Source organism: Brassicibacter thermophilus (assembly GCF_055378355.1).
In genome coordinates, this window is record NZ_AP042446.1 from 1,538,756 (window position 1) to 1,556,941 (window position 18,186).

17 protein-coding genes, 2 tRNA genes and 1 pseudogene are annotated in these 18,186 nt (G+C 27.4%); 18 read left to right on the forward strand and 2 right to left on the reverse strand.

Features of this window, described 5'->3' with window-relative positions:
• Positions 1-19: 19 nt before the first annotated feature.
• Positions 20-964: a selenium metabolism-associated LysR family transcriptional regulator gene (locus tag ACZ41D_RS07210; RefSeq protein WP_464150759.1), complete on the reverse strand. Its 945-nt coding sequence runs from the start codon at positions 962-964 to the stop codon at positions 20-22.
• A 70-nt stretch (positions 965-1,034) separates the two neighbouring features.
• Here ACZ41D_RS07210 and ACZ41D_RS07215 point away from each other — a divergent pair.
• Positions 1,035-1,206, forward strand: a pseudogene (locus tag ACZ41D_RS07215) (transposase); the annotation flags it as partial.
• Between the two features lie 77 nt (positions 1,207-1,283).
• Here the strand turns inward: ACZ41D_RS07215 and ACZ41D_RS07220 are convergent.
• Positions 1,284-1,372, reverse strand: a tRNA-Leu gene (locus tag ACZ41D_RS07220).
• Positions 1,373-1,579: 207 nt separating this feature from the next.
• On the opposite strand from ACZ41D_RS07220, the gene ACZ41D_RS07225 reads away from it, so the two are divergent.
• The 17 genes from ACZ41D_RS07225 (at position 1,580) to rsxC (ending at position 18,176) form a co-directional block, all read left to right on the forward strand.
• Positions 1,580-2,551: a metal-dependent hydrolase gene (locus ACZ41D_RS07225; protein WP_464150760.1), complete on the forward strand. Its 972-nt coding sequence runs from the start codon at positions 1,580-1,582 to the stop codon at positions 2,549-2,551.
• A 64-nt stretch (positions 2,552-2,615) separates the two neighbouring features.
• Positions 2,616-3,206, forward strand: coding sequence for an RNA polymerase sigma factor (locus ACZ41D_RS07230; RefSeq protein ID WP_464150761.1), 591 nt, complete (start codon positions 2,616-2,618; stop codon positions 3,204-3,206).
• 40 nt (positions 3,207-3,246) lie between these two features.
• Positions 3,247-4,317: a DUF4349 domain-containing protein gene (locus tag ACZ41D_RS07235; protein WP_464150762.1), complete on the forward strand. Its 1,071-nt coding sequence runs from the start codon at positions 3,247-3,249 to the stop codon at positions 4,315-4,317.
• Positions 4,318-4,444: 127 nt separating this feature from the next.
• Entirely contained in the window at positions 4,445-7,138 is a 2,694-nt protein-coding gene (gene polA, locus ACZ41D_RS07240; RefSeq protein WP_464150763.1) for a DNA polymerase I, read from the forward strand.
• Positions 7,125-7,748, forward strand: a complete 624-nt coding sequence (gene coaE / locus ACZ41D_RS07245; protein ID WP_464150764.1) for a dephospho-CoA kinase — start codon at positions 7,125-7,127, stop codon at positions 7,746-7,748. The genes polA and coaE overlap by 14 nt, the downstream gene beginning before the upstream one ends.
• Positions 7,749-7,764: 16 nt before the next feature.
• On the forward strand, positions 7,765-8,349 hold the full coding sequence (locus ACZ41D_RS07250; protein ID WP_464150765.1) for a lytic transglycosylase domain-containing protein: 585 nt from the start codon (positions 7,765-7,767) through the stop codon (positions 8,347-8,349).
• A 68-nt stretch (positions 8,350-8,417) separates the two neighbouring features.
• Positions 8,418-10,178: an ABC transporter substrate-binding protein gene (locus tag ACZ41D_RS07255; RefSeq protein ID WP_464150766.1), complete on the forward strand. Its 1,761-nt coding sequence runs from the start codon at positions 8,418-8,420 to the stop codon at positions 10,176-10,178.
• A gap of 108 nt (positions 10,179-10,286) precedes the next feature.
• Positions 10,287-10,371, forward strand: a tRNA-Leu gene (locus ACZ41D_RS07260).
• 140 nt (positions 10,372-10,511) lie between these two features.
• Complete coding sequence (locus tag ACZ41D_RS07265; protein WP_464150767.1) at positions 10,512-11,681, forward strand: GGDEF domain-containing protein; 1,170 nt, start codon at positions 10,512-10,514, stop codon at positions 11,679-11,681.
• A gap of 178 nt (positions 11,682-11,859) precedes the next feature.
• A complete protein-coding gene (locus ACZ41D_RS07270; RefSeq protein WP_464150768.1) occupies positions 11,860-12,735 on the forward strand; it encodes an SPOR domain-containing protein in 876 nt (291 codons plus the stop codon).
• A 23-nt stretch (positions 12,736-12,758) separates the two neighbouring features.
• A complete protein-coding gene (locus tag ACZ41D_RS07275; protein ID WP_464150769.1) occupies positions 12,759-13,121 on the forward strand; it encodes a DRTGG domain-containing protein in 363 nt (120 codons plus the stop codon).
• Complete coding sequence (locus tag ACZ41D_RS07280; RefSeq protein WP_464150770.1) at positions 13,121-13,564, forward strand: ATP-binding protein; 444 nt, start codon at positions 13,121-13,123, stop codon at positions 13,562-13,564. Before ACZ41D_RS07275 ends, ACZ41D_RS07280 begins: the two co-directional genes overlap by 1 nt.
• An 11-nt stretch (positions 13,565-13,575) precedes the next feature.
• Positions 13,576-14,850, forward strand: coding sequence for a [Fe-Fe] hydrogenase large subunit C-terminal domain-containing protein (locus ACZ41D_RS07285; protein ID WP_464150771.1), 1,275 nt, complete (start codon positions 13,576-13,578; stop codon positions 14,848-14,850).
• Positions 14,851-15,183, forward strand: coding sequence for a serine kinase (locus ACZ41D_RS07290; protein WP_464150772.1), 333 nt, complete (start codon positions 14,851-14,853; stop codon positions 15,181-15,183). It abuts the gene before it with no gap.
• Positions 15,184-15,185: 2 nt separating this feature from the next.
• The gene (locus ACZ41D_RS07295) at positions 15,186-15,911 is read left to right on the forward strand and encodes a PHP domain-containing protein (protein WP_464150773.1); all 726 of its coding nucleotides are present in this window, start codon (positions 15,186-15,188) and stop codon (positions 15,909-15,911) included.
• Positions 15,911-16,459 (forward strand): ATP-binding protein, encoded by a 549-nt coding sequence (locus tag ACZ41D_RS07300; protein ID WP_464150774.1) that lies wholly within the window; start codon positions 15,911-15,913, stop codon positions 16,457-16,459. Before ACZ41D_RS07295 ends, ACZ41D_RS07300 begins: the two co-directional genes overlap by 1 nt.
• Positions 16,460-16,847: 388 nt before the next feature.
• Positions 16,848-18,176 (forward strand): electron transport complex subunit RsxC, encoded by a 1,329-nt coding sequence (gene rsxC, locus ACZ41D_RS07305; RefSeq protein ID WP_464150775.1) that lies wholly within the window; start codon positions 16,848-16,850, stop codon positions 18,174-18,176.
• The last annotated feature ends 10 nt before the right edge of the window (positions 18,177-18,186 follow it).

Genomic DNA, 18,186 nt, shown 5'->3' on the forward strand with positions numbered 1-18,186 from the left:
AAAGACTGGGAAACTTATCTCAGTCTTTTTTGTCAAATAAATTATTATGAACTGCATATTTTGTCACAAAATCTTTGAATGTTTGTGTTAAAGGAGATAGTTGCCTTTTTTTATGATATGCAAAATAAAAATTTCGTGTAAAATTTATATTCTTTAACTTAAAAGGTTTTAATAATCCTTGGTCTATTTCACGTTTCACAGCAATTTCAGAGACAAAACTTATTCCTAATCCAACTTCAACAAATTTTTTTATGGTTTCATTGTCTTGAACATAACAAATAACATTTAACGATTGTAAATCAAGATTTTTTTTTCTAATTTCACTTTCAAAAAGATGTCTGGTACCTGAACCTTTTTCTCTGAGTATTATTTTTTCGTTATGTAAAAAATTTAAATCTAGTTCTTCATATGGTTTCCAATCATATTTACTATTATTAGGTGCAATACCTATGAGATTATCTTCTAGTAGTTTTATGTATTCTAAATTTTTAGAGTTGTATTTTGCTCCGATTATGCCGAAATCAGTATTGCTATCTAATATGTTTTTTAATACTTGTTTTGAATCATCTTCGTTAATTGTAAATGTTACATGTGGATATTTTTTTACAAAATCCATTAATATTCTTGGTAGAATATATTGCCTAGGTATAGTGCTTGCACTAATGTGTAAATGCCCTTCAATTTTACCATTGTATGTTTCTAAGTGAAACTTAGCCATTTGGCATGTGTTTATTATGTCTAAAGCATAGTTATATAGTATACTACCAGCTTCAGTAGTAGTTATTTCTTTACCCGACCTATTTATTAATATAGTTCCTAATTCTTTTTCTAAATTTTGAATATGGCTTGTTACTGTAGGTTGAGTTAAATATAACTTATTTGCAGCCTTTGAAAAGCTTTTCAATTTTATAACTTCTATAAAGGTTTCCAATTGTCTAAAATCCAAAATTATCACCACTTTCACATTCTCAATAATCTCAATAATAATATTATTTTATTATAGTCTTAATGTCAATAAGAGTTTATTTTGATAATTGCTAAAATGTAATTGTAAATATCATATAGTTTTTGCTCCAAAATATAGGAGAAATTCTGAGAGAACTATGTAATTGGAAAGGAGTTAATATAATAGAGGCTGAAGTATGTTTTGACCATGTGCACATGTTACTAGAAATTCCACAAAAGATTAGTCTAACAAGTTTTTTATGTTAGAAGGATGTTATAAGGTTATATAAAATATAAAAGTGTTAGAAGACTTTAATTCTTCTAACACTTTTATTTACTGGTGCCGAAGGTGGGAGTCGAACCCACACGGAGTTTGAGCTCCACTGGATTTTGAGTCCAGCGCGTCTGCCAATTCCACCACTTCGGCTTATTAGTTACAAAAGATATATTAGCATAAATATGATAAAAAATCAAGCACTTAATTAATAAAAATTAAAAATATTATTAGCAATATGTAAGTATTTTAATATAGTACTTATATATAATGTCGAATTTACAGTAAATAACATGAAATAGTGACCCCAAATTATGTTATAATTAATATTAGTTGATTATAAAAATGGTGGTGATTCTATTGGACCCAGTAACACATGGAATAATTGGAGCAGGAATATCTGCTTTAAGTGGTCAACCTTTTAGTTTTTCAAATCCTATTGTATTAGGAAGTATGATAGGGGCTATGTCTCCTGATATAGATGTAATAACAAAATTTTGGGGGAATTATAAATACCTTAAGCATCATAGAGGTATATCACATTCTCCTATAGGATTGGGAATATTATCTATCATAATTGCTTATGTTTTAAGTATAAAATTTTATCAATACAGTTTTATAGATATATTTATATGGACATTTTTAGGTGCTATATCTCATACTGTTTTTGATTGGCTTAATTCTTATGGGGTGCGGTGTTTATTACCTTTTTCTAGAAAAAAATATTCTTTTAATCTATTAATGCTCTATGATCCAGTTATTACAATATTATGTTTAGGTTTGATTATTATTGATACTAATAAAATGACAAAAGTTATATTTGCTATCTTATGTATGATCACATATTTATTGATAAGATTATTTATGAGAAAAAAAATAAAATCTAAGCTTATGAGTGATTTTTCTAAAAATAATAAAATATTGAGTATTAATGTTTTACCTAGCATGACTAATATATTAAAATGGGATTTTATAATAGAAACAGAGAGATTAAATATAGTAGGCAGATTTAATTATTTTGATATGGATTATACAGTCTTTAAATACTTAGAAAAAGCAAATAGTGAATATATTAATTATATTGATGATACTGAAATGGGGAAATATTTTAAAGATTTTACTCCTTTTAGACACATAACTGTAATGGAGAAAAATAAGAAGGTAGTAATTCAGATGATTGATTTAAGATATTATTTAAGGGATAAATTTATGCATCATGCTACAATTATACTTGATAGTAAGCGATGTGTTATAAAATCAGTTTTTCACCCTTATAATTTACGAAACAGTATAAACGTTGAAGAAAAAAAAGTTGCTAAAGCTACCATCTAATTGGTAGCTTTGATATTTACGGGGCTATATTTGTTTTTTCATTATTTATGAGAGGAGTGAAGATTTGAAAGACAAAGAAAGATTATTAATAAACAAATGTTGCAAAGGAAACATTAAAGCTTTTGAAAAATTGATTATGAATTATGAAAAAAAAGTTTACAATATATCTTTAAGAATACTTAAAAACCCTGAGGATGCAATGGATGCTTCTCAAGAGGTATTAATTAAAGTATTTCAGAATATAAAAAAATTTAATTTCAAAGCTTCTTTTTCCACTTGGATATTTAAAATTGTTACTAATACGTGCATTGATTATTTGCGCAAAAGAAATAATAAGTTGATATATATAGATGAGGCAATAAATACTGATGATGGTGTTATACAAAGAGAGATAGCTGATGATAGCTTTACTCCTGAAGAATTATTAGATAAAAAATTAACCAAGGAGTTAGTACATAAATCCATTGATAAATTAGATGATATTTATAGAATAGTAATAATTCTAAGGGATATACAGGGCTTTAGTTATGAAGAAATATCACAAATTTTAGATTTATCTGTAGGAACTGTTAAATCTAGAATAAGTAGGGGTCGGATAAATCTTAAGAGAATTATAATAAACGAGTTGGAACAAAATAAATCATATAACGTCTAATGTAATGTGAAGGGAGTGATAAAGATAGATGGATTGCAAAATGTTTGAAGATAATATATCATCCTATTTAGATGGAGAATTGAAAGATATTGATAAAATAGAGTTTGAACTTCATTTATTAAAATGTAAAAATTGTAGACAAAAGTATGAAAATATGATTAATATAGTCAAGTTGATAAAAGAAAAAAAAGAAGTTGAACTGCCTGAAGACTATCATAATATTCTTATGGAAAAGGTTAAAATACAGAAGAGAAGATTATATAATAATTTGAAAACTTTGTCTTCAATTGCAGCTGCTTTATTATTAATTATCTCTTCAATGTTTATTTTGAATACTTCCAATAATGATAATATGTCTTCAAATAAAGAATTAGTTAAGGAATCTCAAGTTGTTAAATATACAGTAGATGAATTTAGCAATAAATCCAATAATGTTAATGAAAATAAAAGTGATAAAGATACAGCTGAAATTGAAAGTAAAGATACTGAAGCCGAAGAATTTTATGGATTAGTTTCTGAAACAAATAAACAAGTTGCTTTAGATGATTCGAATATTATGTCTAAAGTAACGAGAAGCATGAAATATGGAAGAAAATTGGTTAGAATAGAAAACATAGAATTGTCTATACAACCGTATGATGATATTGTAGAAGAAATCACTGAATATATAGAAAAATTAGGAGGATATGTTGAAGTATTAAATATAGATTATTCTAAAAATGAGAAAAATGACGAAGAGGATGAAGATATTTATCTTAAAAATGGAATAATGAAGTTAAGAGTTACTCAAGATAAATTTGAAGATGCTGTTGATTTTATTAAAAGTATTTCTGACGTTGAAAAACATCAACATATTGAAAATGATATTACTCAATTATATTCTGAAAAGGAAGAGATAATAAATAAATTAAAGAATAGAGAAAATGAAGTATCAAAAATGATTGAACAAGTAAATAATACAGATAAAATTATTAAATTAGAAAAGGACTTAAAACAAATAAGAATTGATATAGAACGAAATACGAGGGAGTTACAAAATTTAGATTGCATAATTAATATGCCTGAGATTAATTTAAAGTTAAAAGAGATGAGTCAAGAGGAGAATACGTAAAAATATATTTAACCATATTTGTGAAAAAGTTTTTCTAAAGATTATAATGTTTACTATTTTATATATTTTTTATATACTTAAATATATATATAATTAATTTTTTGTTAAAATAGAGGAGTTGATTATTTTGCCTGATAAAAGGCTTATGGTTATTGATGGAAATAGTTTGCTTAATAGAGCTTTTTATGCTTTGCCTCCTTTAAAGAATGCTGAAGGATTGTACACTAATGGAGTTTATGGATTTTTGACAATGTATTATAAAGTTGTTGAAGATTACAAACCTGATTATTTATGCGTTGTTTTTGATAAAAAGACTCCTACATTTAGGCACAAAGAATATAAGAATTACAAAGCAGGGAGACCCAAAACTCCTGATGAATTAAATATGCAGTTTCCAATATTAAAAGATATTTTGGACAAACTAAACGTTTATAGAATGGAATTGGAAGGATTTGAAGCAGACGATTTAGCTGGTACACTAGCTAAATTAGGAGAAAAAAAGAATTTAAATGTTATATTAGTAACTGGAGATAGAGATTATTTACAGCTAGCAAGTGATAAAATTTGTGTTTTAATAACTAAAAAAGGTATAAGTGAAATCGAAAAATATGGTAAAGATGAAGTTTTAGATAGATATGGATTAACTCCTGAACAATTTATTGACCTTAAAGGATTAATGGGTGATAAATCTGATAATATACCCGGAGTACCAGGCATAGGAGAAAAAACAGGAATTAAACTTTTACTAAAATATGGTTCAGTCGATAATTTATACAATAACATTGATTCTATTTCGGGTAAAAAGTTAAAAGAAAGATTAATTGAAAATAAAGCTCAAGCAATGATGAGCAAAGAATTAGCAAGAATTATAACCAATGTTCCTATTAATGTAAATATTAATGATTTAAAGGTAAAAGAGCCAAATATTAAAGAAGTTTTGAAAATATTTAATAAACTAGAATTTAAAAGCTTATTAGAAAAATTACCTAATAATATTGAAAAAGGTATCAAGGATGATACAAATATTTTTTTTGTAAATTATAAAATAATATCAGACAAACATGAAATTGAAAAAATAAGCAAAAAAATTAAACCAGGTAATAATATTACTTTTATGTTTTCAATGGATAGAAATTACTATTTTGATGATAAAGTATGTGGTATAGCAATAAAAATTGATTCTTGTAATGAAATTTATTATATAGATTTTGTTGGTAATAGTGAAACAGAAGTATACTTTATAAAATATTTTAAAAATATATTTGAAAATGAATCAATTAGAAAACTAGGCCATAATCTAAAAAAAGATATAGTTGTTTTATTTAGATATGGTATAAATATAAAAGGAGTTGGCTTTGACTCTATGATTGGCCAGTACCTAATAGATCCTTCGGAAAATAGTTATAGTTTAGATAAATTAAGCAGAAGTTATTTAAATATTAAAATTGAAAGTGAAGAAGAATTATTAGGAAAAGGAAAGAATAAAAAAAGACTTGAAAATATTACATTAAATGAAAGGGCAAAATTTTTTTCCAATTGTGTAGAAATAGTTGCTAGATTGGAGAATCCTATAATTGAAAAAATTGAAAAGGAGGACATGTCGAAACTTTATTATGATGTAGAGATTCCACTAATTAAAGTGCTAGCAGATATGGAATTTACTGGCTTTAGTGTTGATATAGAAGAACTTAGGAAGCTAGGAAGAGAATTTGATGGAAAAATAAAAATTCTTGAGAATGATATATATAAATTAGCTGGAGAAAAGTTTAATATCAATTCTCCTAAACAGTTGGGAATAATACTGTTTGACAAGTTAAAATTACCTGTTATTAAAAAGACAAAGACGGGATATTCTACGAGTGTTGAGGTTTTAGATAAGCTTTTAGGAATGCATCCAATAATTGAATATGTACTAAAATATAGACAGTTAGTTAAACTAAAATCGACATATGTAGATGGTCTTATATCAGTAATAAATAAGAGTGATGGGAAAATTCATTCAAGTTTTAATCAGACAGTAACTAATACAGGTAGAATAAGTAGCACTGAGCCTAATCTACAAAATATACCTATTAAAACGGATGAAGGGAGAAAAATAAGAAGAGTATTTGTTACTAGAAGTGATGAATATGTATTAGTAGATGCAGACTATTCACAAATTGAATTGAGAGTTTTAGCTCATTTATCTGATGACCCAAGTTTGAAAGAAGCGTTTTATAATAATGAAGATATTCACAAAAAGACAGCTTCACAGGTGTTTGGTGTTTCTTTAGATGAAGTAACTTCTTTGATGAGAAGTAGAGCTAAAGCTGTAAATTTTGGGATAGTTTATGGTATAAGTGATTTTGGATTATCGAGAGATTTGAACATTCCTAGAAAAGAAGCTAAATTATATATTGATAATTACTTTAATAAATATAGTAAAGTAAAAACTTATATGGATGATATAGTAAAGCAAGGGAAAAAAGAAGGATATGTAACAACTATTCTTAACAGGAGGAGGTACTTACCTGAATTAAATTCTAGAAATTTTAATATTAGATCATTTGGAGAAAGAATGGCTATGAATACGCCTATACAAGGTAGTGCAGCAGATATTATTAAAATAGCAATGGTTAAGGTTTATAAGGAACTTGAAAGACGAAAATTGAAATCAAAACTAATTTTACAGGTACATGATGAACTTATTATTGAAGCACACAAAGAAGAGTTAAATGAAGTAAAAGAGATTTTAAAGAATTTAATGGAAAATGCAGTTGAATTAAACATACCTTTAAAGGTAGATATGAAAACGGGAGATAGTTGGTATGAAACAAAATAGAAATAATAATATTAAAATTATTGGTATTACAGGGGGTATTGCTACTGGTAAAAGTAGTGTTTCTAGATTAATATCAGAAAATGGGTTTGTTGTCATTGACTGTGATACTATTGCAAGAGAAGTTGTAGAGATTGGAAGACCTGCTTATAAAGATATTGTTAGGGAATTTGGCAAAGAAATTCTTGATGAGGATTACAATATTAATAGAAAGAAATTGGGAAATATTATATTTAATGATGAAAAGAAAAGATTGGTGCTAAATAAAATAGTTCATCCGAGTATTATTAAAAATATTAAAGAGCAAATTAGATTCTATAGCAGTGATAATGATGTTATTTTTATTGATATGCCACTTTTAATTGAAGAGCTAGATAATTTGAAGAAATATGGAATAATATTTCACGAAATTTGGTTAGTTTATGTGGAAAAACATATTCAAATTAAAAGACTAATGGCAAGAGATAATATAGATTTAAATAAAGCGTTAGCAAGGATTAATTCTCAAATGCCACTTGATGATAAATTAAAATATGCAGATATTATAATTGATAATAGTAAAGATTTTAGAAACTTATCAATTCAAATTGAAGAATTATTGAAAAAAATATAAAGTTCGGGGGGTTATAATGCCTATTATTTCATTTAAATATAAAAAGCCTATACTAATCTTAGTTGCATTACTGTTAATATTAATAACATTTATTTGCAACTTAAAATTAATAGGCAGGGTAATATATCCTATTAAGTATACCGAATATATTAGCAAATACTCTAAAATAAATGGCATTGATCCAAGATTAGTAGCTTCAATAATAATGGTAGAAAGCAAATATGATAAATATGCAAGGTCACATAAAGATGCAAGAGGATTAATGCAAATTTCCCCGATTACTGGTAATTGGGCTTCGCAGGAGATTGGGATAGATGATTTTGATATAAATTTATTGTATGATCCCGAAATAAATATTAAAATAGGATGCTGGTATATAAATAAACTAAATAAACAATTTAATTATGATATTAATCTTGTATTAGCTGCGTATAATGCTGGAAGCGGTAACGTTACAAAATGGTTAAATGATGAAAAATATAGTTCTGATGGTAGTACATTGGAGAATATACCATTTAAAGAAACTAGAGAATATATAAAAAAAATAACCAAATATTATAACATATATAAAAAAATATATGAATATGATTATTTCTATTAGTAAAATAGACAGAATTATATTATGAAGTTTTTAGAAATATTTTTTAATTGCTGATAGGAGGAATACCATTGAAAAAAGCACAAGCTAAAATCATAGTCATTATTATGGCAATAATTGTACTAATTTCAGGTTGTAATGCTAGCGATAACTTTACAGAAGATAATCCAAATAGTAATATTGATATTAATAATGATGAGCTTGACAAAGGACCTGAATTTGGTGGTGAATTAAATGTACCAATAACATATTATGATACAATAAATCCTTTGATTACTAAGAGCAGAAGTGTTTATTATTTTGATAAGTTATTATATGAAAGTCTTTTTGAATTAGATAATAATTTTGATGTAAAAATGGTACTTGCTAAGGGTTATGATATTGAAGACGAAGGACATAAAATTAAAATTACCCTGAGGGATGATGTTTATTGGCATGATGGAGAAAAATTCACTTCAAAAGATGTTAAATTTACAATTGATACTATTAAATATGCTTCTTTAGAAAGCAAATATAAAAATATGATATACAGCATTTTTAAGACGTCAAAACCATCAGATTTACAACATATTTTAAATGTCAACATTATAGATGAATACAATTTAGAAATCATTTCTGATAGAAGTAATAGCAATATTATTGAAAGCCTAACTTTCCCAATATTGCCAAGACATGAGTTTGTCGAAGAAGACGGAAATGAAAAAGATTATTATGATAAAGCTTTAGATTCCAAAAATTTTATTCCTATAGGTACTGGACCTTATGAACTTGTAAAAATAAATAATCTTAAAAATATTATGCTAAAAGTTAATGAAAATTGGTGGAAAGGAAAACCATATATAGAGAAAATAACAGGTATATTAATTGATGATGAGTTATTAGCTAATACCTCTTTCGAATCTGGGTTAATAGATTTAACATCAACTGTTGGTGTTGATTGGGAAAAATATATGGAAAATAAAAATGTTAAGATATATGAATTTGTTTCTCAAGACTATGAATTTATAGGTTTTAATTTTAAAAAAGATATATTTAAGGGAAGCAAAGGGAAGGAACTCAGAAAGGCAATAGCTTATGGAATAAATAGAAAATCTATAATTGAAAATGTATATTTAGGGCATGCTACTCAGATTGATGTGCCAATATCTCCAAATTCTTGGCTTATATCAGAAAAAAGCAATTATTATGGATATAATGCTGACAAAGCAAAAGAATTGTTAGAAGGTGCAGGTTGGAAAGATATTGATGATGATGGTATATTAGAAGATGAAAATGGTAACGACTTAGTTCTTAATCTTACTACTAATTCATTTAATCAATTGAGAGCTATGACTGCTGATGCCATAGTTGATGATTTAAAGAAAATTGGTATTAAAGTTATAAAGGATTATGCTGCAAATGATAATGCAGAGATTAGTGAAGAAATTAAAGAAGAACAGTGGGATGATTTGACAAGAAAAATTAATACTGGGGATTTTGATATGGTGTTATTAGGTTGGCAATTATCACCTGTTACAGATTTATCTTTTGCTTTTCACTCATCTCAAATACCTTATGGGACTAATTTTATATCATACGTAAATGAAGACATGGATAGATTAATACTTGAAGCTTTTGAGTCAAATAATAGAGAAGAAAAACTTAAAAAATATAAAGAAATTCAAGATTTGATAGTCGAAGAATTACCATATTTCAGTCTCTTTTTTAAAAACAATTCAATATTAGTTAATAACAGGGTTAAAGGGGAGATAGATCCAAATATTATTAATATATATAATAATATCGAGAATTACTATATTCCTAAAGCTTATCAAAAGAATGAAGTTGAGTAGAAAAGTACTACTTGACTTCTTCTTTTTTTTAATGGTATACTATTATGTGTTGATAAAAATAATTTTTGTTAACAATAAAACAATATTAAATGTAGTTTTGGTATTTATGCGGGTGTGCTGGAATAGGCAGACAGGCACGTTTGAGGGGCGTGTGTCGTATGACGTATGGGTTCAAGTCCCATTACCCGCACCATTTTATTACATCATACGGATAGGTGAGTGTGATGTTTTTTTTTAATTATTTGAAAAATATTAAAAGGAATTAGATTATTTATTTAGAATATTATTACCAAAAGGTGTCTTTTTCATATGTAACAATGGGGAGATGGGATTTTGCATAGTAGAGGTGAAAATTTATATTATTTTACAATTGGGTTTTTAGGAATAGGGGTATTAATATTTGCTAATATTTTGCTATCAAATAGAATAAATGAAACTTTTGGATTATTCATAATTTTAACTTTATTAGGACTGATAATTCAAAAATTTGGTGAAATTAAGATTGAGGATTTAATTATTACATTAGATACATCTGTCATGTTTGCATGCTATTTTCTTATGGGTATTGTAACAACTTTGTGGCTTAATATATTTGTTGTAGGCATATACGGTATTTTATTTGAGTCTAAACCTAAAAGAAAAGTTTTTAATAATGCAGGTATGTTTACTTTAATATATTTTATAGCCCATTATATTTTTATGGCTATGAAACAAAGTTTAATGGCTAGTGTATTAGTTAATGTATATGTTAATGTTACTTTTTTTGGTCTATTAGTGTTTATATTAAATTGGTGCTTTATGATGCTTCAAATAATAATTACAATAGGAAGTTTTCCAAAGTGGTTAAATGAGTCGTTAAAATGGGATTTTTATACAAATATTGTAGTTATACCGTTAGCAATTTTATTAATAAATTCATATAATAATTATGGATATTTTGGTATAATTTTAATTTCTATATTAGTTTTTGTTGTAATTTTATTTTTTAGACTAATAAGAAATTTAGTTTTTATGAATAATGAATTAAGAGTTGTGTATGAGGTTTCAGCAACTATAAGTTCTAAACTTGACTTAAATGAAACAATAGCAAGTATATTAAAAGGTATTGAGGAATTAGTTTTTAGTGATTTTTCAATTATTAATGACACTTATGGACATCAAACTGGTGATAAAGTTTTAAAGGAAATTGCGAAAATATTAAAGAATAATGTAAGAAATAATGATCAAGTTTATAGATATGGTGGAGAAGAATTTGCCATATTATTGCCAAATACAAATGAAGAACAGGCTAAATATATTGCAAATAGGATAAGAAAAGCAGTTGAAAATAATAATTTTGTTGGATTACATGGAGAAAGTATAAAAATAACTATAAGTGGCGGAATATCTAGTTTTCCTCAAAAAGCTACATCAGGCTCTGTTTTGCTATCTCATGCAGATAGAGCAATGTATACTGGTGCTAAACAGAAGGGAAGAAATAAGGTGTGTATTTATGGTAATTAAATTATGAATATTATATCTACATATATAATTTAGATTTTATTAATAGTTTCATTCTGAAATTTTTCGAACAATTGATTTTTTATTATAGCTATAAGGTATTTTTTAAATAAATATGATATAATTAAGTATCAGATATATTAGTTGCTATATATAGATACTCTGCTTAGGAGGTAAAAGAATGAGGCGGACAAGATTAGGCAAGAAGAAAGTTAAGTCAGAAAAAATGATAAATTTTCTGGCATTTTTTGTATTTGCACCAATTGTTGCAATTCTTATTGGTACTGCATTAGTAAGATACATAATACTACCTCAATTTTCGAATACTCAAAAAACTAATGATGACACTGTCACGAACAGTGAAGTTTTTAACGAGGATAATGAGTTAGATGCTGAGAGTCCAATAAATGAAATAAGCGATGATGAATTATTAAATACACAAAACATTACAATAGATGGTTTATCAATTTATAATATACAATTAGGTAGTTTTAGTACAAGAGAAAATGCTATAAATTTTGCAAACAAATTATTAAGTGAAGGTATTTACAGTTATGTAGTAGATTTAGATGGATATAAGGTATTTGGTGGCAGTTATTTTACACGTGAGGAAGCAGAAGATTATTTAAAAGAGATAAAAAAATATTATGAAGACAGTTTTATAAGTACGATGGATATTAAAAATAAAGAAATTAGCTGTTATAATCAAGATATTGATTATTTAAAGAAATTATCAGAATTACATGATTTGATAAAGAAGTCTTATGGTGAAGAAGTGAGCTTGTGGAAATCAGTTATAGAATCTAATGATAAAGAACTTTTGATCAACTTTTTAAAATCTAATACTAATGCAATGGAGGAAATACAAAATTTTGACACTAGCCAAATTACAAGCAAAGAAATAAATAATTATTTTACAGTTACTAAATCAATTATTGATATAAGAAAAGAGTTGTTAAACAATATCGAGCAAGCTAATGAAGCGGACATAATTACTTGTTATAGAAAATTTATGGATATTGTATTTAAATATTTTAAAATGGTAAATTTATTATAAAACAGAGGAGGGGTGAGTAGAGGATGAAGGTACAAGAAATAAAGGAAATACTAAATGCTAAAGTCCTAACGGGAGAGGAGTTTCTTTATAAAGAAGTTAATGCAGCATTTGGTTCAGATCTCATGAGTGATGTACTGGCTTTTGTAAACGAAGAAACTGTGTTATTAACGGGTCTTACTAATCCTCAAGTTATTAGAACAGCTGAGATGATAGATTTATTTGTTATAGTGTTCGTTAGAGCTAAGATACCAGATGATAGTATATTAGAAATGGCAAAAAAAAATAATATTACTATTTTATCGACAAAGTATACGCTTTATACTGCTTGTGGAAAGCTTTATGAAAAAGGATTAAGAGGTGTTGTGGTAAAAGGAGAAATAAGATAATGAGTAATCAAAATAGCTTAATGAGTTTAGAGTATGAAATAATTGAAAACGATTTTACAAGAGCAGGAGAAGCTTCGAGTAATATGAGGAAAGTACTTACTCATCTTGGAATAGATTCTAAAATAGTAAGACGAGCTTCTATAGTTACTTATGAAGCAGAGATGAATATTGTTATACATTCTTATGGAGGAAAAATAAATGTTACAATTTCCCCAGAAGAGATTGAAATAGTTGCAAAAGATAAAGGTCCAGGAATTAAAGATATAGAGTTAGCCATGCAAGAAGGATATTCTACAGCTTCTAACGCTGTTAGGGAATTAGGATTTGGAGCAGGAATGGGTCTACCTAATATGAAAAAATGTTGTGATGAATTTAATATAACTTCAGAGGAAGGGAAAGAAACAAAAGTAGTAATGAAAATATATATAAGAAAAAATAGTTAGCGGGTGATATTATGAAAAAGTACTTCCATTCTGTAGTTTTAGATAAAGACATGTGTAATGGTTGCACTAATTGCATGCGTAGATGTCCAAATGAAGCTATTAGAGTGAGAAATAAAAAGGCTGTTATTATGGAAGAAAGATGTATAGATTGTGGTGAATGTATTAGAGTGTGTCCTTATCATGCACAGAATTCTATTACTGATAGCCTAGTTAACTTAAAGAATTATAAGTATAATATTGCGATACCGTCTATTTCTTTATATGGCCAATTTACTAGCAGCATTGATATAGATAAAGTATTTGATGCAATAATGAAATTAGGGTTTGACTATGTCTATGATGAAGGACTAGCTGCAGATATATCTGCTGAAGTTATAAAAAATATGTTAAATGATAAATCTCTTCCTAAACCAATTATTTCATCTTTTTGTCCAGCGATTGTAAGACTTATACAAGTAAAATATCCTTCGTTGATAGATAATATTATTAAAATTGAATCGCCTATGGAAATAGCTGGAAGAATAGCTAAAGATAAAATAGCACAAAAATATGGTATTCCATTAAAAGAAATTGGTGTATTTTATTTAACTCAATGTCCAGCTAGAGTTACAAGCATAAAAAATCCTTTAGGGAACAAAAAATCAAGTATTGATGGTGCAATATCAATAAAAGATATTTTTGGTGATATAATGAAAAATTTGAAAGATAGCACTAATCACAATAGCTTTGAGAAAGCTTCTCCATTAGGGATAGGTTGGGCTAGAGTTGGTGGTCAAAGTTATTCTATTGGCATAGAAAATTATGTAGCTGTAGATGGTATAGAAAATGTAATAAAAGTCCTTGAAGAAATAGAAATGGGCAGATTAGATGGTGTCGATTTTTTTGAAGGACTTGCTTGTGTAGGTGGGTGTGTAGGAGGACCATTAAATGTTGCTAATCCATTTATAGCGAAGAGTATTATAAGAAATTTATCTCAAAATACTACAAAAAGTAAATCTATAGATAAAGATTATGTAAAGCATTTATGTGATAATGGTTATATATATCTAGAAGAAGAAATATTACCTAGACCTATTATGACTTTAGATTCAGACATTCAAAAAGCTATGAAAAAGTTAGAAAAAATAAAAGAAATTTTTAAAAAACTTCCTGGATTAGATTGTGGTTCGTGTGGAGCACCATCATGTCATGCACTTGCTGAAGACATTGTTAGGGGAACGGCTAGGATAGACGACTGTATATTTAAGCTTAAGGAAAAAGTTAATAATAATAAATGGGGGATTTGAATGAAATTATCTAGAATTATAGAAGAGTTAAATCTAGATATAATAGCTGGATTTAATGGTATTGATAAAGATGTAAATGGAGTTTATATAGGAGATTTATTGAGTTTGGTAATGGCTAGGGCTCAAGATAAAGATGTTTGGATAACAATTCAAACTCATGTAAATATAGTTGCTGTTGCTACATTAGTTAACATGTCAGCTATTTTAATTGCAGAAGGAATGGATATTGATGCTGATACTATAAAAAAAGCAAATTCAGTTAATATGCCATTGCTTAGATCAAATGATACTGCTTATGAACTTGCTTGTAAATTAAATAATTTAGGGGTTTAGTTATGAAACTTAGTGCAGACCTTCATATTCATTCGGCTTTATCTCCATGTGGTAGCAATGATATGACTCCAAATAATATTATAAATATGGCATATATTAAAGGACTTAATGTAATTTCTGTTACTGATCATAATACTATGCTTAATTCAAAGGCTTTGATTGAACTTGGAGGAAAAAAAGATATATTAGTTATTCCGGGAATAGAAGTGACAACTAAAGAAGAAATACACGTTTTATGTTATTTTACTAGTTTAGATAGAGGGCTGGAGTTTCAAAATATTATTTATAATGGATTGCCTGAAATAGAGAATGACAGAAATATTTTTGGAGACCAATATATAATGGATTCAAATGATAACTGTATTGGTGAACTTAAAAAACTGCTTATAAGTAGTACAAAATATTCTATTAATGAGATTTATCACCTTGCTCAAGATTATAATGGAGTTATGATTCCAGCTCATATTGATAGAAAGGTTTTTAGTTTAATTTCAGTGTTAGGTTTTTTACCTAATAATTTAAAAATAAAAACATTGGAAATATCAAATAATGGAGATTTAGACTTTGTAGAGAAATTTATTAATAACTTAAATGACTATGAAATTATTACAAATTCTGATGCACATTACCTAGAAGATATTAGTGAAGCAGTTAACTATATTTATCCTAAAGAACTAAGTGTTGAGTCGATTATATTATATTTAAAAGACGGCTGGAGGCATTACTGATGAAAGATTTGTCATTGCATATATTAGATTTAGCTGAAAATTCACTTAAAGCTAATTGCACTGAATTAGAAATTTTAGTTAATGAAGATTTAAAAAGAGATATACTTGAAATTAGAATTAAAGATAATGGAATAGGTATGGATGAAAGCTTTCTAAAGATAGCTGATGACCCCTTTATTACGACAAGAAAAACAAGGAGTGTGGGATTAGGATTATCACTTGCTAAAGCTGCAGCGTTAAGATGTGAGGGCAGTTTTAGTATTAAATCTAAAAAAGGTAATGGAACAGAGATTTTATTCTCATTTAAATATAGCCATATTGACAGAGCACCTTTAGGAAATATTGGCGAAACAATAGTATCTATTATAAATAATAGACCTGATGTAGAAATAAGATATTCTCATTTTTATAATGAAAATAAATTTATTTTTGATACGAGAGAGACTAAAAAAATATTAGAGGATGTAAATATTGATAACGTAGATGTTCTATTATGGATTAAAGAGTATATAAATGAAAATATTAATAAGCTAAAATGTAGTAAATAATTAGCAAATTACATAAATTATTGGATTATATATAGTTTTATAGTTTTAATTTATCTCAAGTTTTAAGCTTTTGATTAAATATTATAAGTTCAAATCTTAAATTTAACATAGTATTTAATATTAAGCTTTTAAAATTATAAGTGTAATCTTAATAAATTAAAGTTACATTTTTGCTTATATTTTTTTAAAATATAAAAATAATTTTAAATGTTTTATTGATGATATAAAATTCTATATAAATGTTAATTATACATTTTCGTGAAAAAGTGCTATAATAAGTTTGGGAATTTATGTGGACCCTTTTGGGTCCAAATTAAATTATAAATTATATGTTTATAGTTTGAATATTGACTTAATTATAATTATATTAATATGAGAGGTGATAAAAGTGAATCTAAAAGAATTTACCTTCAAGGGCGGAATACATCCACCTCACTTTAAAAAATATACTGAAAAGGTAGCACTAAAAAGAGCTGAAGAACCATCAATGGTTATAATTCCCATGCAGCAGCATATAGGTGCACCTTGTGAACCTTTAGTTAAAGTTGGTGACAAAGTAAAGGTTGGTCAAAAGATAGGTGAGGCTAAATCTTTTGTTTCTGCTCCGGTACATTCCAGTGTTTCTGGAGTTGTAAAGAAAATTGGCAAGATGAATACTCCAACTGGACAGGCTATGTGTGTAGTAATTGAATCTGATGGATCTAATTTAATAGATGAAAGCATCAATCCAAAAGGTACAGTAGATTCTTTGCCAAGAGAAGAAATATTAAATATTATTAAGGAAGCAGGTATTACAGGTATGGGAGGTGCTGGCTTTCCTACACATGTAAAACTTTCGCCACCACCTGATAAAAAAATTGATGTTGTTATATTGAATGGTGCTGAATGTGAGCCATTTTTAACTTCTGACCATAGACTTATGTTAGAAAATCCCGAGAAGGTTGTGAACGGATTAAAAGCAATTATGAAGGTTGTAAACGCAGAAAAAGGTTTTATTGGAATAGAAAATAATAAACCTGATGCGATTAAAGTGATGCTAAAAGCTGTTGAAAATGAACGTAATATCGAAGTAGCTCCTTTGAAAACAAAATATCCTCAGGGAGATGAAAAGAGGCTAATTAATGCTATAACAGGAAGAGAAGTACCTTCTGGTGGATTACCAATGGATGTTGGGGTTGTAGTAAATAATGTTGGAACATCAGCTGCTATTTCTACAGCAATAGAGACTGGCATGCCAGTAATAGAAAGAATTGTTACTATAACTGGAGGTGCAATAAAGGAGCCTAAGAATTTAATAGTAAAGATTGGAACAACTTTTAAAGATGTTATAGAACAATGTGGTGGTTATAAAGAGGCTCCTGGTAAAATAATAATGGGCGGTCCGATGATGGGACTAGCACAATATACAGATGAAGTACCTGTTATTAAAGGAACTTCAGGTATTTTGGTGCTAACTGAAAAAGAGGCTAGAATACCTGAACCGCAACCATGTATAAGATGTGGTAAATGCCTTGAAGCATGCCCAGTTAATTTACAACCATTATTTATTAGCAAATTTGCATTGAAACATATGTATGAGGAAGCAGAGAAATATCATGCTGTTGATTGTATAGAATGTGGATCATGTTCATTTGTATGCCCTTCAAAGAGACCATTAGTTGAGTCAATAAGGGTAGCTAAGAGAGAGATAATTGCAAAGCGAAGGAAATCAAAATAACAGGGGGGAA